The following is a 23,337-nucleotide window of genomic DNA, read 5'->3' on the forward strand; positions in this document are numbered from 1 at the left end:
CCATGAGCAAGCGCGTTGTTATCGACCCTATCACACGTATCGAGGGTCACTTACGTATCGAAGTTGAAGTTGATGAAAATAACGTCATCAGCAAGGCTTGGTCATCCTCCACACTCTGGCGCGGTATTGAAGTCATTCTCAAGGGCCGTACACCTATGGATGTTGGCCTTATTGTGCAACGTATCTGTGGTGTCTGTACCTATTCCCACTACCGCTGCGGCACTGAAGCGGTTGAGCACGCTCTGGGAATTCAAATTCCGTTGAACGCGAGATACTTACGTTCATTGATGCAAACCTCTTTATACATGCATGACCATATTGTGCATTTCTACCATCTACACGGTCTTGATTGGGTGGATGTGGTGTCTGCACTGAGCGCCGATCCGGCCAAAGCTGCACAAGTTGCGCTGCAATACACAGACAAACCCATAGCCGCGGGTGAAGGTGATTTAAGAGCCGTGCAAGAAAGAGTCAAAGGCTTTGTCGAAACCGGTAAATTAGGCCCCTTTGCCAACGCTTATTGGGGCAATGGCACCTATAAATTTACTCCAGAGCAAAACCTTATCGCGCTGTCTCACTACCTTAAAGCACTTGAAGTACAACGTGTTGCGGCAGAAATGCTGGCCATCTTTGGCGGTAAATCTCCACATCCACAATCCGTTGTTGTTGGTGGTGTGACGTCGGTGCGCGACATGCTAAGCCCTGCTCGCCTGCAGGAATGGAAGCAAAAACATGCGACCGTGACTGACTTTATCCTGCGTGCTTATCAAGCGGATATCGTAATGGCGGCCGAAGCCTTTGGTACTGAGCCAAGCGTGCTGGGCGGCGTGAATGTGAAAAACTTCATGGCGACCGATGACTTTGTGTTAGCCAATGGCGAATACATGTTCAATCAAGGCGTGATCATGAATGGCGACCTTGCCGGTGTCAGCGATGTAAACCCAGATCTGATTGCTGAAGACGTTAGCCATGCTTGGTATAGCGCCGATGCGCCGCAGCATCCCTATGACGGTACAACGATTCCTAATTACACTGGTTTTGTTGAACGCGATACCGTCTACGGCAAATTGCCAACACTGGATGGTGATGGTAAATACTCTTGGGTGAAATCCCCCCGTTATCAAGGTGAACCCGTCGAAGTGGGCCCATTAGCCTGCCTATTAGTGAGTTATGCCCGTGGTAACAAAGTGGTTGTGGATTCAGTCAATGCCCTGCTTGCTCGCACAGGCTTACCCGTTGCCGCCCTATTTACCACTTTAGGCCGCACCGCTGCCCGTATGTTACAGACAGTTATCGTCGCCCAAGAAGGATTAAAAACCTTCGATGCGCTGCTGACAAATATCCAGTCTGATGAATCAACTTATGTAAAACCCAATATCGACCCGAGCAAAGAGTACATAGGTCACGCCATGATTGAGGCGCCACGCGGCATGTTAAGCCACTGGATCCGCATAAAAAATGGAGTGATTGAGAACTATCAAGCCGTAGTACCGACGACCTGGAACGCAGGACCTGTGGATGCCAACGGTAAAATGGGTCCCTATGAAGCCTCTTTAATTGGCTTGAAACTGGAAGATCCAACTAAGCCCCTTGAGGTGATACGTATTATTCACTCATTTGACCCTTGCATGGCGTGTTCTGTACACGTGATGGATTTTAAAGGTCAGGCATTGAGCGAGTTCCGTGTCAGTCCCAATGGTCAATAATCGAGGGAGGGAACGCAAAATGAACCATTCTGCAACCCGCATTCGGACACTGGTTTTTAGTCCGGCAATACGGATTTTCCACTGGCTCAGGGCACTGTCAATTTTAGTGCTAGTGATCACCGGATTCTATATTGCTTGGCCGTTTCTTGTGGCGCCTGAAAGTACGGATGTGCTCGTACAAGGCTGGATCCGCTTCGCTCATTTGATCTGCGGTTTTGTATTGACCGCGATCACCTTAGTCCGCTTCTACCTGTATTTTTTCAGTCGAAGTGACATTGAGCGACGCTCATTTCGCGATGTGATGAGTGTAAAAAGCTGGATCACTCAGCTGAAATCTTACTTATGGATGGGTCACTTACATAAAGCGGGTGTATATGGACCGCTGCAATTTGTGACTTATGTAGCAATCTCACTGGTCGCTCTCGTGATATGTATAACGGGTCTGGTGTTGTACGCCAATGTGTATCACCAAGGTTTAGGTGGGATGCTTTGGGGCAGCGCCGCTTGGATTACGGCACAAATGGGTGGGCTGGCACAAGTTAGGATTTTCCATCACTACTTAACTTGGGCATTTGTTATCTTTGTGGTTATCCACGTCTATATGGCGGTTTGGTCAGGGATACGCTTCAAACATAACTCAGTTGACTCGATTGTCTCTGGCTATGACTACCCAAAGCCAGACTCACACCACTAGGAGTCCAATGAAGATATTGCTACTCGGTATTGGCAATGTCCTGTACGCCGATGAAGGCATCGGCGTACATTTTGTCAATTATATAGCTGATAATTATCAGTTTACCCATGAGTCTCACCAGCTAACGCTGCTCGATGGCGGCACCTTGGCTCAGGGACTCATTCCCATAATTTGCCAATACGATTATTTAATCGTAGTCGATACTGTCAATGCCAATGGCGTAGAAGCGGGCGAAGTCTACTTCTTCGATTTTGATAAGGCACCGAAGGAAATCGACTGGCAAGGCAGCGCCCATGAAGTCGAAATGCTGCAAACCCTCAATATGATGGAGATGGTTGGCGACAGACCTAAGACCTTTGTGCTGGGCGTCACCCCAACCGTGCTCGAACCTATGGTGCTGGGCTTGACTCCTAAAGTCGCCGCCGCAGTGCCGTTAATGGAATCAAGATTGTTATCCCACTTAGCCTCCCTTGGGTTCACTGCGACACGTATTGCAGATCACAGTATCGACTCGCTGATCCCTGACTCTTATAAACGCGGCGTTACTACTGGTGAAAGTATATAGAAGATGAAAAACATCAGATTTGATTTTACCTGCTCACGTCAGGTGCCTTTGTACGCGCATTTATGTAATCAATACCTAAATTACGATGCGCTGAACATCAGCATAGGCTGTGATGGGCAACAGGACTTTGGTCAGCACAGTTACTTTATTGAAGCCCAGGGCGAGCAGACTCAACTCGAGCAACTGGCCGATGCCATTGCCGCGGACTTTTTGATTTCCGCTTGGTTGATTGACTCCGGCATTAAAGCCATCGACGAGCCCCAAGGCGGCAAAACCTTACTGCCCTTTCCACAGTCTGGATCGAGCCCTGCCATAGTGCCTTTTTGCCAGCATTGTTATCCGTTGATTGGCGATAATCAGTCGGCTAAGTTTGGCACACTCGATTTAATTTGCCCTTGCTGCAAGGGCGAAACACAATTAACGTCCGCACAAAAAGCGTTAACCTTGTCAGATATTAAAGCCATGGCACAGGGACTGCTGACACAAGGCCCGCTGATATTAGCGGCCGCCGATAATCTGCAACTTAGTCTCACACCGTTTGCTCAGCTCTTAGGCGAGCGGCCACAACTGTTAATTTGTAATCCCAATACGCTGAATGCCCATTTTTGTCTGAACGATGCGCAGGTACTCGCGCTTTCGAGTATTGAAAAGCCGCTTATCTGTGCGAGACCCACGCAAGAACACGACAAACTCAGTGCACCACTGTACGACATTTGCTTTGCCTACAGCCGAGTGATCTTAGTGCTCGGGGAAGTATTACGACAAAAAGGGGTCGATTGGGTTTACATTAAAGGGCCGCATAATAGGCCAAAGCTAGCTTGGGTCGATGGTGCTTGGGCACAAATCGCCAGTCACGATTTAGGCTCAACGCAGACTCAAACCAAACACTTTATCGCCCCAGAACCCTTAAGGGAAAAAGTCAGTTTTCACGGCTATCAAGCCCAATGGCAAGCGGCGAAACGTTCACGATCGCACCTAGGCGAACTGAGTGTGGCAGTATTAACTCAAGTACCGTCAAGTGAAGACAGTGATATTCATTGCACCAGTATGCTAAGCGATAATAATCAAAATACAGTCAACACAGAAAATCACACCCTTGCAGACGCTGCGCTATTTAGTGCGCTGCTCAACGGTAAGTTTACCAGTCATAAACAGGCAAAAAATGCTGCGGTCATTTACTTAAGCCATACCCACGCCAGTCAAATTGTCACCAGCGATAATAAGGGCGATACTGAACTTTTCTTCGCCCTGCCCGAGCTGCCCGATAACGGTTACGAAATCTTCCATCAACTGGACAGCAGTCCGCAAAAAGCCGTAGCGCAAAAATTTAAGAGCCTATTCCCCGAAGATTACCTAAAACTTTTAAGCCTAAAGCTTCACGGCAGACGGGACAACTTACAAAGCCTGTGGGCGATTGCTGCCATATTAATTGGCCTTAATACACAAGAAGAGACTCAAAGCCAAGCAAGGCTCAGCGATGCACTCATGGCCGCCGCCATGCGCTACCACGGTGCCAATGCACCGCGTATCGATTATCCGCTAACCAAAGGTGAAGCCCACCGCAGCCTAAATTGGTGTAAAACCTTAGGCACTGTCTTAAGTTTTCGTATTGCGGGGAATGACGATCCGAGTCAGCTTGCCTTTGCGATGCAAGACTCGCTGGCAGATTATCTTTCTAACTGGTTAGAACATATCGATTTAAATATCGGCGTACACAATGTTGCCTTAGCGGGTAATGAGTTAACGAATGAAACCCTGTGTAAACGCATCAGTTTACGCTTAGGCAAGAACTTCCCCTTAGTGGTCAATCGCAGCCTAGATTTAGACGGCGATAACTTAGCCGTTGGCGCACTTTACGTTAAGCAGCGCCAACTCAATGCCCATGATTAGGAGGCCAAAAGTTAAGTCACAACGCATGCAGCCACATAGACATAATAGTCGCCACAAAAAGCACAGTGATCTGCAGATAAAGCGCAGGCTGGCATTGGAATACCTTGTCCACAAGGGCGCCGCGCTAAAGCGTTGTCAGCTACACGTCACTGGCATAGTGCAAGGGGTGGGATTTCGCCCCTTTGTCTATCGTTATGCCCTTGAATTTCAACTGACGGGCACTGTGCTCAACAATGCCAAAGGCGTGACCATTGAGCTGCAAGGCACGGAAGAAAACCTCACGCAATTTATCACAACGCTCAATACCACCCCGCCGCCACTGGCCCGTATCGATAATATAACCCAAACACTGCTGCCGATTTTATTAAGCGAAACCACATTTGAAATCATAAAAAGCGACAGCCATGAGGACGATGACCCAAGTTCATCAATGGGTGCGCTGGTGGCAGTATCAGCGGATAAAAGTACCTGCCAAGATTGCTTGAATGACATGCATAATCCTGATGATCGCCACTTTGGCTATGCCTTTACCAACTGCACAAATTGTGGCCCAAGATATACAATTATCAATGCCTTACCCTATGATAGACACAACACTGCTATGGCCGATTTTGACATGTGCCCCGAGTGCGCCAAAGCATATCAAAACCCACTCGACCGCCGCTATCATGCCCAGCCAGTCAGTTGCCCCGTTTGCGGCCCCAGACTCAGTTTAAAAACGCCCCAAGGGGAATGCATCCTTCCCAATGCCTCAAATGTCAGCGCACCTGAATTGGGTATGGACCTTGCGGTACTTCAAGCTGCGGCAGACAGATTACGCCAAGGGCAGATTCTGGCAATTAAAGGATTGGGCGGATTTCACTTAATCTGTGATGCCCGAAGTGACAATGCCGTCAACGCACTCAGGCTGCGAAAACAGCGCCAAGCCAAGCCGCTAGCGGTGATGATGGCGGATATCACCATGGCGCAGCACTATGTCACAGGGACGGATGCCGAGTGGCGAGTATTGAGTTCGCAGGAGCGGCCCATAGTGCTGATGAGTAGCCGAAACGAGCATGATCTCAGCTTAGCTATCGCCCCCAATCTGAATAAACTCGGGGTATTTTTGCCCTACACACCGCTACATCATTTACTGTTAGGGCTCTTCAAAGGGCCATTAGTCGCGACCAGCGCGAATCTGTCAGGTGAGCCTATCATTACAGATTGTGACGAGCTTATTCGCCACTTAAGCCATGTTGTGGATGCAATAGTCGATCATAATCGGCCGATTATTAACGGCTGTGATGACAGTGTGGTACAAGTCATTCAGCCCAACGTGGATTCGCCTGCAGAGGTGCAAGTGCTGCGCCTCGCCCGTGGTTATGCGCCGTTAAGTTTCCCACTTGATACACCGCTAACCCAATCAATTTTGGCCGTGGGCGCGCAGCAAAAAAATGCCATCGCCTTAGGCTTTGGTAATAATGTGTTTTTAAGTCCCCATATTGGTGACCTGTTCAGTGTCAGCGCCGAGCAATATTTTGAGCGCACCTTAGCCACTTTTGCTCGGTTGTATCACTTTACGCCAAATCTCATTATTCGCGATAAACACCCAGATTATGCCCCGTCACGCTGGGCTGAAATGCACTCACACTCGAGTGTAAAACTTAGCGATACCAGCCAAAGCCAATGTTTAACTGTGCAACATCACCATGCCCATGTGCTCAGCGTAATGGCGGTTAATCAATATCGAGATCCCGTATTGGGCTTTAGTTTTGACGGTACCGGGCTTGGCGACGATGGCAGTTTATGGGGCGGTGAAGTGCTATTAACGACGCTCGATAAAGCCAAACGACTGGCGCACTTTGAGCCTATAGCCCTGCTGGGCGGCGAACAAGCCATTAAGCAACCCGTGAGGTTGTTACTGGCATTATTGTTCGAGCAAATGAGCCTCGATTCTGTACTCGCATTGCAATTACCTATATTAAACAACATGCGCCCAAACACTCTGACTAACTTACATAAGATCTGGCAGAACGGTAGCGCACTTAAAAGCTCATCGGTCGGACGCTTGTTCGATGCCCTCGCCTGCGCCTTAGGCTTAATCGAAACCACACAATTTGAAGGTCAAGCAGGCATGGCAATAGAAGCCGCAGCCAATCGCGCCGATGCATTAGCCCTTGAAGCCATGTCGCTTAACTTACCTCTTGACGTCGACCAGTGGCGCAGCAGTGAGATGTTCAAGCAGATTGTTAAATTAATGACTGAAAAACCGCTAACAGACAACAGACGAGATGCCATCGCCCGCGCCTTTTTACACACATTAGGCTATGCTATCTGCGACTATGCCGCCCAGTACAAACACCTTCCAACCGTACTCTGCGGTGGCGTATTCCAAAATAAATACCTATTGGAATATTGCCTGAGCAAGCTAAGCACCCAAGGCAATCAAGTGTTATCCAGTCAACAGATCCCCATCAATGATGGCGGCATAGCTCTAGGCCAACTTTGGTATGGCATTCATCAGAATCAATAACCTTACTTATTTGATAACCCCTGATGTTAGCTCGCCATTTTTATCCCCATAAACCTGACGAACATCAAAGATCTGCAGCGCAATTTGTATCACACTCAACATTAGCGTAACCAAATTAACGATCCGTATATCAGCATTCACAATTCGTCAGGCAAAGTCCTCGTACTCTGCCTATACAAGGAGAGGTAAAATGTGTAAAGACTGCGGCTGCTCCCTTACCCGCCACGATCATGATCATCTAGGCGCGCATGCCCATAGCCATGAGCATAATCATGACCATTCACATACTCATGAGCATAGCCATCAAGAGTTACACACCAATCCTCAGTTAAACGATAAAAAAACCTTGTCTGTGATCCATAAGATTTTAGATAAAAATGATATCGAAGCTGGACATAACCGCGCCCACTTTGAGACACATAACATCACGGCCTTCAACATCATGAGTAGCCCAGGCAGCGGTAAAACGACCCTTTTAGAAAATCTCAAAGAATACACCAAGCTCAACTATGCGGTGATTGAAGGCGACTTAGAAACCTCCCGCGATGCCGACCGCCTCATCGCTAAAGGCATTAAGGCCTATCAAATTCAAACGGGCAGCGCCTGTCACCTCGACGCCTTTATGGTGCACGGTGCCCTACATCATTTACCACTTGAAGGGCTCGATATTTGCTTTGTCGAAAACGTCGGTAATCTTGTCTGCCCCGCCAGTTATGACGTAGGTACACACAAAAATATCGTGCTGCTGTCCGTGCCAGAAGGCGATGATAAGATTGAGAAATATCCTGTGATGTTCCGCCGCGCCGATGTGGTATTTATCACCAAGTGCGATCTACTGCCCTATTTTGATTTCAAGCTGGACGAAGCCAGAGCACAGCTTAAAAAACTCAATCCAGCAACTCAAATCATTGAAGTCTCCATCAAAGATGGCGACTCCATGCAGGCTGTGGCCGCTTGGCTTAAAGACAATATTCGAGGTGCACAATAATGTGCTTGTCCATACCTTCCCAAGTGGTGGCGGTCGATATTGAGCGCCAGAGTGTCACGGTCGATACCTTAGGCGTGCGCCGCGATGTAAGTAGTCATTTGATGAATGAGCCACTGGAGATTGGTGACTATGTGCTGATCCATATTGGCTTTGTGATGAACAAAATCGATAAGGAAGATGCGCAGCAAAGCATTGACCTATACCAAGAAATCGTCACTAAACTCGAAAACGAAGCCATACACTGACCATCAACAGTGCAAGATTGAGTAGCAAGGCGCGCACCCTATCGAGTGTACCGAGGAAAGAGCATGCTTGAACTAAAACACCTCTATCAAGGCTTTCGCGATCCCCAAACGATTGCCAATTTAGCGCGGGATATTCAGTTAACCGCTAAATTAGTTAAGCAACCAATCAATATCATGGAAGTCTGTGGCGGTCATACTCACACTATTATGAAATACGGCTTACTGGATTTACTGCCTGATAATATTGAGTTTATCCACGGTCCAGGTTGTCCTGTGTGCATTATGCCGAAAGAGCGCATTGACCAAGCGGCGGCGCTGGCCTCCCAAGAAAATGTCATCTTAGTGACGCTGGGCGATATGATCCGTGTGCCTGGTTCTCAAGGCTCTTTAGCCAGTTTTAGGGCCAAGGGCTGCGATATTCGCCCAATTTACGATCCCTTAGATACGCTCAAAATTGCCCGCGACAATCCCGATAAAACCGTAGTGCTCTTTGCCATCGGCTTTGAAACCTCAACCCCAATGACAGCGATTTTATTGCAGCTGGCCGAACACGAGAAACTCGAAAATCTGTTATTCCATATTAATCATGTATTAGTGCCACCCGCGATTGATGCCGTGATGCACGACCCGAAAGCCAGAGTGAATGCCTTTATTGGCCCCGCCCATGTGAGCGTGATCAGCGGCGCCAAAATCTATCGCAGCACAGTCGAAAACTATGGCACGCCTGTGGTTGTCGCAGGATTTGAACCCGTTGATGTGATGGAGTCGATTTTACGGATTGTGCGCCAAAAAGCCGCGGGCAAAGCGGAGCTCGATATCCAATACAGCCGTGCGGTATCGGAAGACGGTAACCTCACGGCGCAGGCCAAAGTGAATCAATTCTTTAATATCAGACCACAATTTCGCTGGCGCGGCCTCGGTCCTATCCCCAATTCAGCCCTGCAGCTCAAACCCGAATATGCCCACAGGGACGCCGAACTGCGCTTTAAAGACCGCTTACCCGTGAAGGAAATTGACGATCATAAAGCCTGTCAGTGTGGCGACATTCTTCGCGGGCTTGCTAAACCAAAGGACTGTAAAGTTTTTGGCCGCGGCTGCAATCCCGAAACGCCCTTAGGCAGCTGCATGGTCAGCTCCGAAGGCGCTTGCAACGCCTATTACCGCTATCAAGGTATCGATATCAAGGAGCCACATCATGGCTGATACGCTAAAAGATAAATCCATTCAGCTCAGCCACGGTGGTGGCGGCAAAGAAATGAATAAACTGATCCGAGGTCTGTTTTTTGCCGAATTTGATAATCCAATCCTTCGTAGCGAAGAAGACGCTGCTAAACTCGATTTGCACGGCGCCAACGCCTTTACTACTGACTCTTTCACCGTCTCCCCTTTGTTTTTTGCCGGCGGCGATATCGGCAAACTTGCTATCGCGGGCACAGTCAACGATCTCGCTATGATGGGTGCAGAACCTCAGTATCTGAGCTGTAGCGTGATCATCGAAGAAGGCTTTTCTATCAATGATTTAACGACTATTGTCCGCAGCATGGCAAAAGAGCTCAAACAAAGTGGCGCGCGGATTGTCTGCGGCGACACTAAAGTCGTGCCCAAGGGCTGTGCCGATGGTTTATTTATTAATACCTCAGGCATTGGCCGCATCTTGCGTCCCAACATCTCAGCGGCAAACATTGCAGTGGGCGATGCCATTATCGTCTCCCGTGATATTGGCTGCCACGGCGCGGCGATTTTAATGGCGCGTGAAGGACTCACGCTCGAATCGGCATTGCAAAGTGACTGCGCGACGCTCTGGCCGATAGTCGAGCAATTGATCGCCGCCAATATTCCTATCCATGCGATGCGCGATGCGACTCGCGGTGGCTTATCGGCAGTACTGAACGAATGGGCTATTGCCTCCAATGTTGGTATCACAGTGAATGAGGCCAGTATTCCCGTCAGCGATGAAGTCAAAGGTCTGTGCGAACTATATGGTTTCGAAGCCATGGATCTTGCCAACGAAGGCACTTTCATCCTCGCCGTCCCCAACGACATCGCTTTAGGTGCGCTCGAAATCATGCAACGCTTTGGGCGCTGTGAGCATGCAGCGATAATCGGCACTGTGAGTGAGGATTTAGTGGGGAAAGTCGTGCTAAGAACGCCTTGGAATACCAAGCGTTATCTCGATCTTCCCCAAGGTGAACTGCTGCCAAGGATTTGCTGATGCACGAATATTCAATTGTGAGTGCCTTGATTGAGCAATGCGAGCAGCACGCGCTGGCTAATCATGCCGATAAAATCACCCGAGTGGATATCAAACTAGGCGTCATGAGCGGGGTTGAACCTAGCCTGCTACAAACGGCCTTCGATACGTTTAAGCTCGATGGGATTTGCAAAGAAGCCCTACTCAATATGCAAATTCAGCCGCTAGTGATACTTTGCCAAGACTGCCAGACTGAATCCGTACTGAGTGAGCGCACCATCGTCTGCCCTGCGTGTCAAAGCTATCGCACCCGCGTACTCGATGGTGAAGATATGCTACTGATGCAACTTGAGATGGAACAAGATGAAGATTAAATCCTTCATTTGTAATCTGCATTGTTAACTACAGCAGAGTCGATAAAGATTTCAATCAATAAAGAGTCCTATCAGCAAGAATATTCCTCACAAAATGGCTTTGAGCAATCAGCGCTCAAAGCCATTTTAAACCACACTATTTTCAGTCACGCTACATCAGCAGTAGATAGAAGCTTCACCCTCTGGGCGCGTTTTGAGCACCCGCAGAAACCACATATACTGCTCTGGGTAAGCTAAAATAACTTGCTCGACCACTTTGTTCAGTGCCAACGCCTCGTTTTCTTTGCCTACCATGTCTTCAGGCGCAACGGCCGTCATCACAGTGAGATCAAATTGGCGTGTCACTTGGTTGTAGCCAATCTTTACTGGCAACACTTGGGCATTCCCCGCCTGCGCTAAACGCCCAACGACAGGCAGCGTTGCTTTCACTGTGCCTAAAAAAGGTGCAAACACGCTTTGTTCAGGACCTAAGTCTTCATCGGGGAGATAAAAGAAACTGTTACCGCGCTTAAGCTCAGCCAATAGCGCCCTAATGCCCGCCTCGCGCATATACACATGGCCACCACAGCTGCTGCGCACACGATTACTAAACCAATTGAATAAGCCATTTTTATGGGCTTTGGCCATCGTCACCATAGGCAACTCAAGGTTAAGGCGTAAGCCGGCATAATCGATTGGCCACACATGGGGCATGATAAAAATGATCGGTTGGCCCGCGGCCTGCGCTTTCGTCACATGCTCAAAGCCGATTAAATTGACTCGACGACGTAAATGCGCTTTTGAGCGCACCAGCAATTCGCCCTGAGCTAACAAGACCAAAACGAAGTTTTGTACGTTCTCGCGGATTAACGCTTCAATCTCGGCGGCAGATTGTTCAGGAAAGCACGCCCTTAAGTTGGCTCTGGCAACACTAATGGGCTTTTTGGCAATCGGCATCACTATTTTTGCCAATAATCTTGCTATGGGATCACGTAGCCATGCGGGCATGAGTCCGAAAATCACTAATAGACCAATCGCCAACCAAGTGGCCCAGTATCTAGGGTGTAATAAGGCGAGTTTAAAACGACGGTCAAAATGTTTGGGCTGTCTTGACAAAGAATTCACCTCAGACAGTGGATAGAAATAATGGAGATATTGCACGAAAAAATAAACAGGAAAGCCACTCTCTAAGGAGTGGCTTTCCCATCAAACAAACGAAATTACTTACCCGTGTTTGCTGCTTCTACACGAGTTTTCAGCTTTTGGCCGGGACGGAAAGTCACGACACGACGAGCAGAAATTGGGATATCTTCGCCTGTTTTTGGGTTCCTTCCCGGTCTTTGATTCTTGTCCCTAAGGTCAAAGTTGCCAAAGCCAGATAACTTGACCTGCTCACCACTTTCAAGTGCGCCCCGAATCTCTTCAAAGAACGACTCAACCATCTCTTTGGCGACACGTTTGTTCATTCCGAGTGTTTCAAAAAGATGTTCTGCCATTTCGGCTTTGGTAAGTGCCATACTTTAATCCCTCAACGATGCGTTGAACTCGGACTTAAGGGCAGAAACGACTGAACCAACGGTCTCAGCAATCTCTTTTTCCTCAAGCGTACGAGTAGTGTCTTGTAATGTAAGTGCTATCGCCAGGCTCTTCTTGCCGGGTTCAACACCTTTACCTAAGTATACATCGAACAAGTTTATGCCAACCAACTGATTTTCGCCAACTTTTCTTATCAATTTCATTACATCACCTGCAGATACACTCTCATCTACTACGACTGCGATGTCACGACGATTAGCTGGAAACTTAGATACAGCTTGGGCTAGCGGCAAACTGGTATGCAATAAAGCATCCAATTCCAACTCAAAAACGATGGTTTTACCATTGAGTCCAAAAGGCTTCTCCAAACTAGGATGGATTGCACCTATATGACCGATCACTCGATCATTTCTCAATATTTCAGCACATTGCCCCGGATGGAGAGCAGAATGCGTCGCTCCTCTAAAGCTAAATTCTGATGCGGAAACTGTCAAGCCGATAATTGCTTCTAAATCACCTTTAAGGTCGAAAAAATCAACGGTTTTCGATTCCATAGCCCAATGTTCATCATTTTGGAGCCCAGTAATGACACAAGCGAGCATTGCTTGTTGTCTTACACCGGATTCTGCATTGATATCAGGAACAAAGCGCAGGCCAGTTTCAAAAAGTCTCACGCGACTCTGTTGACGACTTTGGTTATAGCCAACTGCGGCCAATAAACCGGTGAACATTGACAGGCGCATGGCCGACATTTCACTGGAAATTGGGTTTGGTAACACCATAGCGTCTAAACCAGGGTGAACCAGATTTTGCAATTTGGGATCGACAAAGCTGTAGGTTACCGCTTCTTGGAAGCCGCGAGCGACCAATAAGGCACGCACGCGTTTTAGGCTTAAGTTAGATTCTTTATGATCTGACATACGCAGCGCAGCAACAGGCGCGATATTCGGGATATTGTTATAACCGTAAATACGCGCCACTTCTTCAATCAAATCTTCTTCAATCGCCATATCGAAACGATAAGTCGCAGTGGTGACCTGCCAGCTTCCCTCTGCTGCAACGACAGCAAAACCTAAACGCGTGAGGATTTCAGCCACATCGCTATCAGGTACATGGTGACCGAGGATTTTATCTAACTTGCTACGACGTAACACGATTTGTGCTGGTTTGGGTAAATCAGCCTCTGATTTAGCCTCAACTACAGGGCCCGCTTCACCGCCACAAATATCCAGCACTAAGCGGGTCGCACGGTCGATAACCTTGTGTTGCATCTCAGGGTCAACGCCACGCTCAAAGCGGTGTGATGAGTCTGTGTGCAAACCTAAACGACGTGACTTACCCATAATGGCAAGAGGCGCGAAGAACGCACATTCAAGCAGTATGTCTTGGGTCGTGTCGCTCACGCCTGAGTATTCGCCGCCAAACACGCCTGCAAGGGCTAATGGACGCGCATCATCGGCGATCACTAAGGTATCGCTGGGAATAGTGACTTCGCTGCCATCAAGCAGGGTGATTTTCTCTTCGCCAGTGCCTAAACGCACTTGGATATCGCCCGTTAACTTGGCAAGATCGAAAGCGTGCATAGGTTGACCGAATTCAATCAACACAAAGTTAGTGATATCAACGATAGGATCGATAGAGCGAATACCGCTACGGCGCAGTTTTTCCTGCATCCATAATGGCGTAGGCGCTTTCACATTGACGTTTTTAACCACACGGCCTAAGTAACGTGGACAAGCGGCTGGCGCCTTAACGTTAATCGTGACCTGTGCATCTGTCGTTGGCGTGACGGCTTGCCACTGTGGCTCAACCACGGCTTGGCGGTTTAACACGCCCACTTCACGGGCAAGGCCTGCCATGCCTAAGCAATCGGCACGGTTAGCGGTTAAATCCACATCGATAACGGCATCGTTAAGTTGCAGATAATCACGGATGTCAGTGCCAAGCGGCGCGTCCAATGGCAATTCGATAATGCCATCGCTTTCGACGTTGATGCCAAGCTCACTGTACGAGCACAACATGCCTTCTGATGGCATGCCACGCAGCTTAGCTTTCTTGATTTTGAAATCACCAGGTAATACGGCGCCAACCATAGCCACGGCCACTTTAAGACCCTGACGGCAGTTTGGTGCACCGCAGACGATATCGATAAGTTCGCTACCACCTACGTTGATTTTGGTCACGCGCAGTTTATCGGCATCGGGATGCTGACCACACTCCACCACTTCACCAATCACGACACCGCTAAAATCGGCTGCTACGGCTTCAACGTCATCGACTTCGAGACCGGCCATAGTGATCTGGTGGGATAATGCTTCACGGCTGACTGAAGGGTTTACCCATTCACGAAGCCAAGATTCGCTAAATTTCATGCTATTACAGCTCCGTTATTTAAATTGCTTCAGGAAACGTAGGTCGTTTTCGAAAAACGCACGTAAATCGTTTACGCCGTAACGCAACATAGTTAAACGCTCGACACCCATACCAAAAGCAAAACCAGAGTATTTTTCTGGATCTATGCCAACGCTGCGCAGCACATTCGGATGTACCATACCGCAGCCAAGCACTTCTAGCCATTTACCATTTTTGCCCATCACGTCTACTTCTGCTGAAGGTTCAGTGAATGGGAAGTAAGATGGACGGAAACGCACTTGCAGATCTTCTTCGAAGAAGTTACGCAGGAAGTCATGCAAAATGCCTTTCAATTCGGCAAAGTTCACATGCTCATCAACCAAAAGCCCTTCCACTTGGTGGAACATTGGCGTGTGCGTTTGGTCGTAATCGTTACGATAAACACGACCCGGAGAAATAATGCGTAATGGTGGCTTTTCAGTTTCCATAGTACGGATTTGCACGCCCGAAGTTTGGGTACGCAGCATCAGTTTAGGATTGAAATAAAAGGTATCATGATCAGCACGCGCAGGATGGTGCTCAGAGATATTCAGCGCATCGAAATTGTGGAAATCATCTTCAATTTCAGGCCCCTGCTTTACCGAGAACCCTAATTCCCCGAAAAAGGTTTCGATACGTTCAATGGTACGCGTCACTGGATGTAAGCCACCGATCTCTTGGGTGCGGCCTGGCAAAGTCACATCAATCTTTTCAGCGATTAATTTGGCTTCCAGTTCCGAACTCTTCAGACCATCGATGCGCTCAGTTAATTTTTGTTGAATAGCCTGTTTAGCATCATTGACCGCTTGGCCAAAGGCTGGCTTTTCTTCAGGGCTTAAGCTACCCATCATTTTCATCATGTCGGTGATCTTACCTTTCTTACCAAGGTAATCGACACGGATATCATCCAGTGCTTTTAGATCACTGGCCTGGTCAATAATGACTAAGGCTTGTTCTACGATCTCAGTTAACTGCTGCATTTTCTCTTCCACTGCATAGTCGCGCTTGATAAACAAGTGCTATGGGCGCCAAACTTTCAGGCTATTTGGGTGCTCAGGTTATCGGGCGTTAATGCCAGACGCTTTGCTAGCTATAACGAAATAAAAGGATAGAAATTTTACGCGAGCGAGCGGCATATTACTAGGGCTTATTGGGGGTTTTTATCATGCAAATTCATGTGTTACCCCAGTTCAGAGCCTGAGTTTTGCTCAAGGTGAAATCCAAACCTCAATTCTGACCGAAACAAGTTCCCTATTCAGCCACTAGCAGCATTTGTAACTAAACTGTAAACTAATGCCTGTACCCTGCCAAAATTGCAGCAAACAACACAATAACGACTGCAATTAGACTACATTAGCAACATAAATCATTACAAAACAGAAAACTATCAAGTCTATGGCAAACTGACCGATATACATTCGGTTCACAGCCCATTTTATCGAGGCACTCATGAAAGAAGTAAAGTTTCGCTGGATAGATCAATATCTTATCCATATGACCTTAAAAACTAAATTCGCTATTCTCTCTATCGTTCCCATGCTAATGATTGTTGGACTGGCGATTTTTCTTGATAACCAATCCCAGCAAACCTTAGTGCAAGGACAGCTCAACGGTCTTCAAAATGCGTCACAACAAATCAACCAAGTCACAGGCAGCTTATATAACAAACTACCAGAGCAAGAACGCCAAACTATCCTTAGCCAGCTAAGTCGCGAAATCAAAGGCAATGTCAGCATTATTTCGGTGAATGAAGCCGACAGCAAAGCGCAATCCTTAGCTCGCAGCGGTGGCGGTATTGATGATAGCGGTAAGCAACCTCGAGCTGTGAGTCGCGTTAACGATCAAAACCTGATCACGATTATTCCCTTCGACAGCAAAGAAATTGATGCCCTGCTCGCCAAAGATAACCTGCTGGTTTACGGCCTGATGGCGGCGCTTCTGTTCGTGTTGTTTTTATTTAGCTACTACATTTCGACCTTCGTGGGCGGCGCACTTTATACCACAGTGATGGCACTAAAACGCGCCGCATCGGGCGATTTGACGGGGCGTTTAAACTTCTTCGAAGTAAAGGACGAATTCAGTATCTTAGCCATCAGTATTGATGCCTTAGTGGAGCGTCAGCATCTTTTAGTGAAACAAATCGCCGAGTCGACAACGAAAATCCGTGAGGTAGTGTCCTCGTTTCGTAGCACAGCGCAACAAGGTCAATCCTTGGCGGTGAACCAGAGACAACATTTGGACTCCCTAGCGACGGCGATGGAAGAAATGACCGCCGCAGTGAAAGAAGTCGCCCGCAATGCCGAGCAATCTTCTGCCGAAACTCAAGAGGCTAATCAACAAGTTAGCGCGGGCGGTAAAGACATTGAAACCACAGTCAAAGCCATCGATGTGTTATCGGATGAGATCTCCTCAGCCTCGAATGCGGTGGGCGTACTCAATGACAACGCCAGTAAAATTGATGAAGTGGTATCAACTATTAATGCGATTTCCCAGCAAACCAACCTACTCGCCCTCAACGCGGCGATTGAAGCGGCGCGCGCCGGTGAACAAGGTCGTGGTTTTGCCGTGGTCGCCGATGAAGTTCGTACCTTAGCGGGCCGCACTCAAGCCGCGACGGTTGAGATCAAAACCATGATCGAATCGCTGCAATCGGGTACGCGCAATCTAACCCAAGTGATGTCGCGTACTGTGAGTCAAGCGAATGAAGGCAAACAACACGTACTGCAAACGGGTAAAGACTTAGAGTTTATCGCCCTCCACAGTAATAAAGTGTTTGAAATGAGTGTACTTATTGCGACCTCGGCCGAAGAACAATCGGCTGTGGCCAACGAGATTGCGACTAACCTGATGGAAATCCGCAACCAGTCCCACGATGTGGAGCAATCGGCGAACCAGTCGGTTTCAGGTTGTGATGAGCTGCAAGCAACAGCTGGGCAACTTGATCAGTTGATGGTGGGATTAAAAATCTAGTCGAGCATCATTTGATGGAATTTAAATTCACTTAACACCCAAAATGCACAAGGGAGCGATAGTCGCTCCCTTGTTGTTTTTGTCATTCTGACGCTAACTGTCCAATCAACTACTGTTTTTTCAATCAACTAGTCGTTTCAATCAACCAGTAACGTTTCAATCAACCAGTAACATTTCAATCATTAAGTCACTTTTCAATCTACTTCGCTAAGGCAAAAATTAATCCACGTCTGTTAATCCACATCTTTGAGTGGCCATAGCACGATATGATCTTCAATATCCTTCACGCGTCTTTCATCGACTACTTTACCTTGGATCGACATGCCCGCTAAATGCATCGCTTCTTTAGAGCCAGTCAGCAGCGGATGCCAGCTCGGTAGCTCACGTCCTGCCGCTAAGCGGCGATATGCGCAGCTGTCGGGAAGCCAAGTTAACTCATGGATATTATCAATCGTGATCACAGTACATTGTGGTACGTGGGTGAAACGGTCACTGTAATGCTGACAGCCCGCCGTTTGATGATCGAGCAAAAGGCAGGCCGCATTGGTGTAATACAAGTCTTCGGTTTCATCATCTATCAACTTGTTTAAACAACATTTACCACAACCGTCACACAGGGATTCCCACTCGGTTGCGCTCATCTGCGCTAATGTTTTGCTCTGCCAAAATGCCATGATTAACTGTATCTTCTCAATAAAAAGCCCGCTGAATGCGGGCTATTTTACACTAGTTTATCGGCGGATACTTTATTCTCTCGGACAGATGCGCGACAGAAATCCCGAAATAATCGGTATTCTGCCAGTGCATTAAGGCGCGGTAATTGCCATAAACGAGGTATTTTCGACCGGTAACACCATCGGGCATGATTAGCGAGGCTTTGATGTCTTCGCGGGACGGCAAATCGGTATGATCAAACTTGCGAATACCGAGAGTTTGCCACTGGGCTAAGGACTGGGGTTTATCTAATCCAGCGACTGCCAAATCAAGCGTTGCAGGCACTTGTACTTGTCGGCCCCAAGTATCATCGCCGTTCCAACCGAGTTGCTGTAGCAAATACGCCGCGGAGGCAAACGCATCTTGTGTGTTGTGCCAAATGTCTTTCTTACCGTCTCCATCGCCGTCCTGCCCATAGGCAAGATAATCCGTAGGCATCAGCTGCGTTTGCCCCATGGCGCCATTCCAACGACTTTTAAGATCTTGAAAACCGATATGATCTTTATCCATTATGCTGAGCGCTGCCATAAACTCTTTTTTGAAGAAAGCTTCGCGCTCGCCGCCAAAGGCCAGTGACGCCGTCACAGATAGCACAGGATAATCGCCAGAAGCTTCACCAAAGTCGGAGGCAAGCCCCCAGAGTGCGACTAAGAAGCGTGGCTGAACAGAGTATTGGCTGGCGATGGCGTTGAGTTGTTGTTCATGCTCTTTAAACAGCACCCGTGCGGTGTCAACTTTCCACTCGGGCACAGTGTCGGCGAGATAAGTATCGAGGTTGTGAGTTTTTTCAGTCTGGGGGCTGTCTGTTACTCGGGCTTTTTTGAAGAGTTTGATCTGGGGAAAGGCTAAATCTAAGGTCGCTTGGCTGATACCCTGAAGATGGGCTTCTTGCTTTAGCTGAATTAAATAATCACTAAAGCTGATTTTCTCATCCGGCTGCTGCGCCATGGCTGGCAAACTGCACGCACTCAGCCAAATGATGAAACAGACAAATGCCCTGATGGGAGCGAAGATATATGCGGCGAGTCGATAATGCTTATTCTGATAAACCCCAAAGTGACAAACCTTAACTGGGTAAGCATTGATTTGATAAGCTTGGGTTCGATAAGCACGGTATCGATGCATATACCTTCCTGTTATTTTTATGCTATTGGCTTAATCTTTGATCCCAAGACTGAGCTTATGCTCTGCCAATAAATTCACCTGAGGTGGTGGAATTTGTAAATAAAAGCCGTTTTCTTCCATCGCAGCTCTTACCTTTTGAATATCTGCCATGCCTAACGCGTCACGTTTCGCAATAGGAAACACCATCACCAGCTTTGGCACGCCGAACATTTCCATCAAAGGCGCTGGAACATCATCAAAACAATCTCTTTTCTTCACAAATAAATAAGTATCAGCCTTTCGGCTACTTTTATAAACGGCACATAGCATAAGAGTACAAATATCCAATAGTTCAAACTTGCCAGTCAATGGGGCACACTATAACATGGTCGCCTAGTAATTTAATTGTAAAATCAGCGAACCGACTGATGATTTCTGGAGAATAGTGCCGGGATGTCAAAACCTAGCTTAGAGTTAAAAGGCGCTTCTTTTACTCTTTCAGTGCTTCATATTAATAGCAGCGATTTACAAGCTGTCATGACTGAATTAGACAGTAAGTTGGCACAAGCTCCTCAGTTTTTTCTGGGTGCTCCTTTAGTCGTCAATCTGAGTGCGATCCAACACGACAGCTTAAATTTAAGTGCGTTAAAGGATCTGCTGATCTCACGTCAATTAGTGATTGTTGGCATAACGGGCGCGACAACCGTACTCAGTAAACAGGCTAAAGACTTAGGCCTTGCCATAGTCAAAGCCGGAAAACAGAGTAGTACGCCACCGCCAGCACCGCGCCAAACTAAGATAGTGAAGCAAAATATTCGTTCAGGCCAACAAGTCTACGCAAAAAATGGTGATTTAATCATATTTGGTGCGGTAGGCAATGGCGCAGAAGTCATCGCAGATGGTAGCATTCATATCTATGGCGCATTACGAGGGAAAGCCATGGCAGGCGCGGCGGGCGATACCAGTGCCGTCATCATAGCCCACTCTCTGGAAGCCGAACTCGTTTCAATAGCAGGGCAATATTGGCTCGCTGAAAATCTACAACAACATAGCTCAGATAAAAGTGGCTGCATTCGCCTAAACGGTGAGTCACTTATGGTTGAATCATTGCCCCTCTAAATGGCAGAACAAAGGATAGAGAGAAACATGGCACAAATTATTGTTGTCACTTCAGGTAAAGGCGGCGTAGGTAAAACCACATCGAGTGCTGCAATTGCGACTGGTCTTGCCATGCAAGGACACAAGACAGTCGTTATCGATTTCGATATTGGTTTACGGAATTTAGACTTGATCATGGGTTGTGAGCGTCGTGTTGTTTATGACTTCGTTAATGTGATCAATGGTGAAGCCAATTTAAATCAAGCGCTGATCAAAGATAAACGCTGCGACAAGTTATTCGTTTTACCCGCTTCACAGACCCGTGATAAAGATGCGCTGACCAAAGAAGGCGTTGGCCGTGTTCTAGACGATTTAGCCAAAGACTTTGAGTTTATTCTGTGTGATTCACCTGCGGGGATTGAGCAAGGCGCTATGATGGCACTGTATTTTGCCGATATCGCCATTGTGACCACGAACCCAGAAGTCAGTTCAGTACGCGACTCAGACCGTATTTTAGGGATGCTGCAGAGCAAATCACGCCGCGCCGAGCTAAACCTTGAGCCAATCAAAGAATACTTACTGCTGACTCGCTATTCACCGAGCCGTGTAAAATCGGGCGAAATGTTGAGTGTTGATGATGTTCAAGAAATTCTGGCCATTGAATTACTGGGCGTGATCCCTGAATCACAATCGGTACTCAAAGCCTCTAACTCAGGCGTGCCTGTGATTATCGATCAAGAAAGTGATGCAGGTTTAGCCTACAGTGACACAGTTGCACGTTTACTGGGCGAAGATGTCCCAGTACGCTTTATTACGGAAGAAAAGAAAGGTTTCTTACAACGGATATTTGGTAGCTAATTATGTCTTTACTCGACTATTTCAAAAGCAAGAAAAAGCCTAGCACTGCGGTAATGGCTAAAGAGCGCCTACAGATCATTGTGGCTCATCAACGTGGACAAAGGGACACTCCCGATTATTTCCCACAGATGAAACAAGAGATCATTGCCGTTATTCGCAAATATGTGCCGATTTCTGATGATCAAGTTTCTGTGCAGTTAGATCAAAACGACGCGAACCTGTCGGTACTCGAACTTAACGTCACATTGCCTGACAGATAAGTCGATTACGCAAAAAGCGTCATCTTCTGAAGAAGATGACGCTTTTTGTTGGCTGTTTTTCGGCTATCGATAAGTTTCAAATACTGCGCATAAAGTACAAGACTTCACGCGCAAGATTTAAATACTAGATTAAAAGCCTTAGACCTCAAGCTTAGCTAGGGACTCAGCGGCAATCTCGCCTCGCCATCCGCATAACACCGCGGGTAAATCCCCTTGTTGCTTATCCCAACGCCATTGCAAAAACTCATGGATATGACGTTTAGAGCCGAGCATTTCCTGTGGCACATCATGCTGTTCACACAACTCAACTAAGCAGCTTTTTATCGCCTTAAAGGCCGATTTGTAACCCGACTTCAACGCCAGCACATCCACTAACTCGGGTAAATTGACCAAATCAGCGGTTTGTAGCACACGTAATAGATCTTTACCGTGGATACGTTTTTCTTGCTCAGTCAAATCATTGAGCTTAAACAAGTCGGCCGAGGATTTAGGTTGCTTCTTCGCCAATGCGATAAGACCATGATCTTTGACCACAAAACCTAGAGCTAAATCACGCACTAAGGCTTTTTCAAGACGCCACTTGGCTAGCACTTTAAGGTAAGCCAATTGGATTTCAGTCAGTTGGAAAGCATTTTTCACTTTCAAATAGGCCGTGTCGAGATCAGGATCGGCAAGCCTGCCCTGGGTCATCCTTTCCCCTTCCTCGTATAACCAAGCTAAACGCCCTTGGGCGCTGAGTTTCGCTTTAAGTTGAGGATAGAGCTGATACAAGTACAAGACGTCATTAGCGGCGTAACTTAACTGTGCTTCCGTTAACGGGCGGCGGATCCAATCGGTACGCGACTCGCCTTTATCAATCACTTCACCCAGGCAAGTTTCTACTAACTTGGCATAACCCACACCGTGGCCCATACCACACAAAGAGGCGGCAATTTGGCTATCAAACAAAGGCGTAGGCTGACATTTGCCATAGTGGGCAAACACTTCTAAGTCTTCACTGCAGGAATGCACTAGCTTAACGATATTCGGGTCCGATAACAGCGCCCAAAACTGGGCTAAATCAGGTAAAGCCACAGGATCAATCAAAGCTAAGGTTTTACCATCATAGGCTTGGATCAAACCTAACTTGGCATAATAAGTACGAGTACGAACAAACTCGGTATCTAACACGAGTATCTTACTCTGTTTATATTGGGCAACGAGGGCATTAAGGCTTGCTTCATCACTCACATATTGAAACGCTGACAAATTCTTCTCCAGAT

At 47.5% G+C, this 23,337-nt stretch carries 22 protein-coding genes; 14 read left to right on the forward strand and 8 right to left on the reverse strand.

The window, feature by feature from the left end; translation table 11 throughout:
- Nucleotides 1-2: 2 nt before the first annotated feature.
- The 10 genes from hyaB to hypA all read left to right on the forward strand — a co-directional run bounded on the left by hyaB (nt 3) and on the right by hypA (nt 11,165).
- Entirely contained in the window at nt 3-1,706 is a 1,704-nt protein-coding gene (gene hyaB / locus Q4Q52_RS13805; RefSeq protein ID WP_311990872.1) for a nickel-dependent hydrogenase large subunit, read from the forward strand.
- Between the two features lie 19 nt (nt 1,707-1,725).
- Nucleotides 1,726-2,400, forward strand: a complete 675-nt coding sequence (cybH, locus tag Q4Q52_RS13810) for a Ni/Fe-hydrogenase, b-type cytochrome subunit (RefSeq protein ID WP_006081382.1) — start codon at nt 1,726-1,728, stop codon at nt 2,398-2,400.
- A gap of 7 nt (nt 2,401-2,407) precedes the next feature.
- Nucleotides 2,408-2,965, forward strand: a complete 558-nt coding sequence (locus tag Q4Q52_RS13815) for a HyaD/HybD family hydrogenase maturation endopeptidase (protein WP_311906603.1) — start codon at nt 2,408-2,410, stop codon at nt 2,963-2,965.
- Between the two features lie 3 nt (nt 2,966-2,968).
- Complete coding sequence (locus Q4Q52_RS13820; protein ID WP_311906605.1) at nt 2,969-4,855, forward strand: NiFe hydrogenase; 1,887 nt, start codon at nt 2,969-2,971, stop codon at nt 4,853-4,855.
- Nucleotides 4,848-7,367, forward strand: a complete 2,520-nt coding sequence (gene hypF, locus Q4Q52_RS13825; RefSeq protein WP_409373431.1) for a carbamoyltransferase HypF — start codon at nt 4,848-4,850, stop codon at nt 7,365-7,367. Before Q4Q52_RS13820 ends, hypF begins: the two co-directional genes overlap by 8 nt.
- 190 nt (nt 7,368-7,557) lie before the next feature.
- Entirely contained in the window at nt 7,558-8,355 is a 798-nt protein-coding gene (gene hypB / locus Q4Q52_RS13830; protein ID WP_311990873.1) for a hydrogenase nickel incorporation protein HypB, read from the forward strand.
- Nucleotides 8,355-8,600 (forward strand): HypC/HybG/HupF family hydrogenase formation chaperone, encoded by a 246-nt coding sequence (locus tag Q4Q52_RS13835; protein WP_011846641.1) that lies wholly within the window; start codon nt 8,355-8,357, stop codon nt 8,598-8,600. Before hypB ends, Q4Q52_RS13835 begins: the two co-directional genes overlap by 1 nt.
- A 63-nt stretch (nt 8,601-8,663) precedes the next feature.
- A complete protein-coding gene (gene hypD, locus Q4Q52_RS13840; RefSeq protein ID WP_311990874.1) occupies nt 8,664-9,803 on the forward strand; it encodes a hydrogenase formation protein HypD in 1,140 nt (379 codons plus the stop codon).
- Nucleotides 9,796-10,812: a hydrogenase expression/formation protein HypE gene (gene hypE, locus Q4Q52_RS13845; protein WP_311990875.1), complete on the forward strand. Its 1,017-nt coding sequence runs from the start codon at nt 9,796-9,798 to the stop codon at nt 10,810-10,812. Before hypD ends, hypE begins: the two co-directional genes overlap by 8 nt.
- The gene (hypA, locus tag Q4Q52_RS13850; RefSeq protein WP_220592787.1) at nt 10,812-11,165 is read left to right on the forward strand and encodes a hydrogenase maturation nickel metallochaperone HypA; all 354 of its coding nucleotides are present in this window, start codon (nt 10,812-10,814) and stop codon (nt 11,163-11,165) included. The genes hypE and hypA overlap by 1 nt, the downstream gene beginning before the upstream one ends.
- Nucleotides 11,166-11,321: 156 nt before the next feature.
- Here the strand turns inward: hypA and lpxM are convergent, their stop codons facing one another.
- The 4 genes from lpxM to pheS all read right to left on the reverse strand — a co-directional run bounded on the left by lpxM (nt 11,322) and on the right by pheS (nt 16,051).
- Nucleotides 11,322-12,260, reverse strand: coding sequence for a lauroyl-Kdo(2)-lipid IV(A) myristoyltransferase (gene lpxM, locus Q4Q52_RS13855; RefSeq protein WP_311990876.1), 939 nt, complete (start codon nt 12,258-12,260; stop codon nt 11,322-11,324).
- Nucleotides 12,261-12,364: 104 nt separating this feature from the next.
- Nucleotides 12,365-12,661 (reverse strand): integration host factor subunit alpha, encoded by a 297-nt coding sequence (ihfA, locus tag Q4Q52_RS13860; RefSeq protein ID WP_006081370.1) that lies wholly within the window; start codon nt 12,659-12,661, stop codon nt 12,365-12,367.
- A gap of 3 nt (nt 12,662-12,664) precedes the next feature.
- A complete protein-coding gene (gene pheT, locus Q4Q52_RS13865) occupies nt 12,665-15,052 on the reverse strand; it encodes a phenylalanine--tRNA ligase subunit beta (RefSeq protein WP_311906625.1) in 2,388 nt (795 codons plus the stop codon).
- Between the two features lie 15 nt (nt 15,053-15,067).
- A complete protein-coding gene (pheS, locus tag Q4Q52_RS13870; RefSeq protein WP_006081368.1) occupies nt 15,068-16,051 on the reverse strand; it encodes a phenylalanine--tRNA ligase subunit alpha in 984 nt (327 codons plus the stop codon).
- A gap of 469 nt (nt 16,052-16,520) precedes the next feature.
- On the opposite strand from pheS, the gene Q4Q52_RS13875 reads away from it, so the two are divergent.
- Complete coding sequence (locus Q4Q52_RS13875; protein ID WP_311906626.1) at nt 16,521-18,041, forward strand: methyl-accepting chemotaxis protein; 1,521 nt, start codon at nt 16,521-16,523, stop codon at nt 18,039-18,041.
- 233 nt (nt 18,042-18,274) lie between these two features.
- Here the strand turns inward: Q4Q52_RS13875 and Q4Q52_RS13880 are convergent, their stop codons facing one another.
- Genes Q4Q52_RS13880 through Q4Q52_RS13890 form a run of 3 tightly spaced genes read right to left on the reverse strand, consistent with a single transcriptional unit; the run spans nt 18,275 to nt 20,189 of the window.
- A complete protein-coding gene (locus Q4Q52_RS13880) occupies nt 18,275-18,715 on the reverse strand; it encodes a YcgN family cysteine cluster protein (RefSeq protein WP_006081366.1) in 441 nt (146 codons plus the stop codon).
- A 52-nt stretch (nt 18,716-18,767) separates the two neighbouring features.
- Entirely contained in the window at nt 18,768-19,880 is a 1,113-nt protein-coding gene (locus Q4Q52_RS13885) for a lytic murein transglycosylase (RefSeq protein ID WP_311990877.1), read from the reverse strand.
- Nucleotides 19,881-19,910: 30 nt separating this feature from the next.
- Nucleotides 19,911-20,189, reverse strand: a complete 279-nt coding sequence (locus Q4Q52_RS13890) for a YcgL domain-containing protein (RefSeq protein WP_006081364.1) — start codon at nt 20,187-20,189, stop codon at nt 19,911-19,913.
- 123 nt (nt 20,190-20,312) lie between these two features.
- On the opposite strand from Q4Q52_RS13890, the gene minC reads away from it, so the two are divergent.
- The 3 genes from minC to minE are packed head-to-tail and all read left to right on the forward strand — an operon-like array spanning nt 20,313 to nt 22,075.
- Nucleotides 20,313-20,978, forward strand: a complete 666-nt coding sequence (gene minC, locus Q4Q52_RS13895; protein WP_106650327.1) for a septum site-determining protein MinC — start codon at nt 20,313-20,315, stop codon at nt 20,976-20,978.
- Between the two features lie 27 nt (nt 20,979-21,005).
- Complete coding sequence (gene minD / locus Q4Q52_RS13900; protein ID WP_006086391.1) at nt 21,006-21,815, forward strand: septum site-determining protein MinD; 810 nt, start codon at nt 21,006-21,008, stop codon at nt 21,813-21,815.
- Nucleotides 21,816-21,817: 2 nt separating this feature from the next.
- Nucleotides 21,818-22,075 carry a cell division topological specificity factor MinE gene (gene minE / locus Q4Q52_RS13905; protein WP_028760193.1) on the forward strand — a complete coding sequence of 86 codons (258 nt, stop codon included), beginning with the start codon at nt 21,818-21,820 and terminating at the stop codon, nt 22,073-22,075.
- A gap of 138 nt (nt 22,076-22,213) precedes the next feature.
- On the opposite strand, the gene rnd is transcribed toward minE, so the two are convergent.
- A complete protein-coding gene (gene rnd, locus Q4Q52_RS13910) occupies nt 22,214-23,323 on the reverse strand; it encodes a ribonuclease D (protein WP_063882836.1) in 1,110 nt (369 codons plus the stop codon).
- Nucleotides 23,324-23,337: the final 14 nt, after the last annotated feature.

The sequence above is a fragment of the Shewanella sp. SP1S2-4 genome (assembly GCF_031932075.1).
Classification (GTDB): Bacteria; Pseudomonadota; Gammaproteobacteria; order Enterobacterales; family Shewanellaceae; genus Shewanella; species Shewanella baltica.

What these genes read in the sequence shown, in the direction of transcription:
- minD (WP_006086391.1), top strand. Translation starts at nt 21,006, where the DNA reads ATGGCACAAATTATTGTTGTCACTTCAGGTAAAGGCGGCGTAGGTAAA.
- cybH (WP_006081382.1), top strand. Translation starts at nt 1,726, where the DNA reads ATGAACCATTCTGCAACCCGCATTCGGACACTGGTTTTTAGTCCGGCA.
- hypD (WP_311990874.1), top strand. Translation starts at nt 8,664, where the DNA reads ATGCTTGAACTAAAACACCTCTATCAAGGCTTTCGCGATCCCCAAACG.
- hypA (WP_220592787.1), top strand. Translation starts at nt 10,812, where the DNA reads ATGCACGAATATTCAATTGTGAGTGCCTTGATTGAGCAATGCGAGCAG.
- Q4Q52_RS13890 (WP_006081364.1), bottom strand. Translation starts at nt 20,189, where the DNA reads ATGCTATGTGCCGTTTATAAAAGTAGCCGAAAGGCTGATACTTATTTA.
- minC (WP_106650327.1), top strand. Translation starts at nt 20,313, where the DNA reads ATGTCAAAACCTAGCTTAGAGTTAAAAGGCGCTTCTTTTACTCTTTCA.
- pheT (WP_311906625.1), bottom strand. Translation starts at nt 15,052, where the DNA reads ATGAAATTTAGCGAATCTTGGCTTCGTGAATGGGTAAACCCTTCAGTC.
- pheS (WP_006081368.1), bottom strand. Translation starts at nt 16,051, where the DNA reads ATGCAGCAGTTAACTGAGATCGTAGAACAAGCCTTAGTCATTATTGAC.
- Q4Q52_RS13880 (WP_006081366.1), bottom strand. Translation starts at nt 18,715, where the DNA reads ATGGCATTTTGGCAGAGCAAAACATTAGCGCAGATGAGCGCAACCGAG.
- minE (WP_028760193.1), top strand. Translation starts at nt 21,818, where the DNA reads ATGTCTTTACTCGACTATTTCAAAAGCAAGAAAAAGCCTAGCACTGCG.
- ihfA (WP_006081370.1), bottom strand. Translation starts at nt 12,661, where the DNA reads ATGGCACTTACCAAAGCCGAAATGGCAGAACATCTTTTTGAAACACTC.
- Q4Q52_RS13835 (WP_011846641.1), top strand. Translation starts at nt 8,355, where the DNA reads ATGTGCTTGTCCATACCTTCCCAAGTGGTGGCGGTCGATATTGAGCGC.
- Q4Q52_RS13820 (WP_311906605.1), top strand. Translation starts at nt 2,969, where the DNA reads ATGAAAAACATCAGATTTGATTTTACCTGCTCACGTCAGGTGCCTTTG.
- Q4Q52_RS13885 (WP_311990877.1), bottom strand. Translation starts at nt 19,880, where the DNA reads ATGCATCGATACCGTGCTTATCGAACCCAAGCTTATCAAATCAATGCT.
- hyaB (WP_311990872.1), top strand. Translation starts at nt 3, where the DNA reads ATGAGCAAGCGCGTTGTTATCGACCCTATCACACGTATCGAGGGTCAC.
- hypF (WP_409373431.1), top strand. Translation starts at nt 4,848, where the DNA reads ATGATTAGGAGGCCAAAAGTTAAGTCACAACGCATGCAGCCACATAGA.
- Q4Q52_RS13875 (WP_311906626.1), top strand. Translation starts at nt 16,521, where the DNA reads ATGAAAGAAGTAAAGTTTCGCTGGATAGATCAATATCTTATCCATATG.
- hypE (WP_311990875.1), top strand. Translation starts at nt 9,796, where the DNA reads ATGGCTGATACGCTAAAAGATAAATCCATTCAGCTCAGCCACGGTGGT.
- Q4Q52_RS13815 (WP_311906603.1), top strand. Translation starts at nt 2,408, where the DNA reads ATGAAGATATTGCTACTCGGTATTGGCAATGTCCTGTACGCCGATGAA.
- hypB (WP_311990873.1), top strand. Translation starts at nt 7,558, where the DNA reads ATGTGTAAAGACTGCGGCTGCTCCCTTACCCGCCACGATCATGATCAT.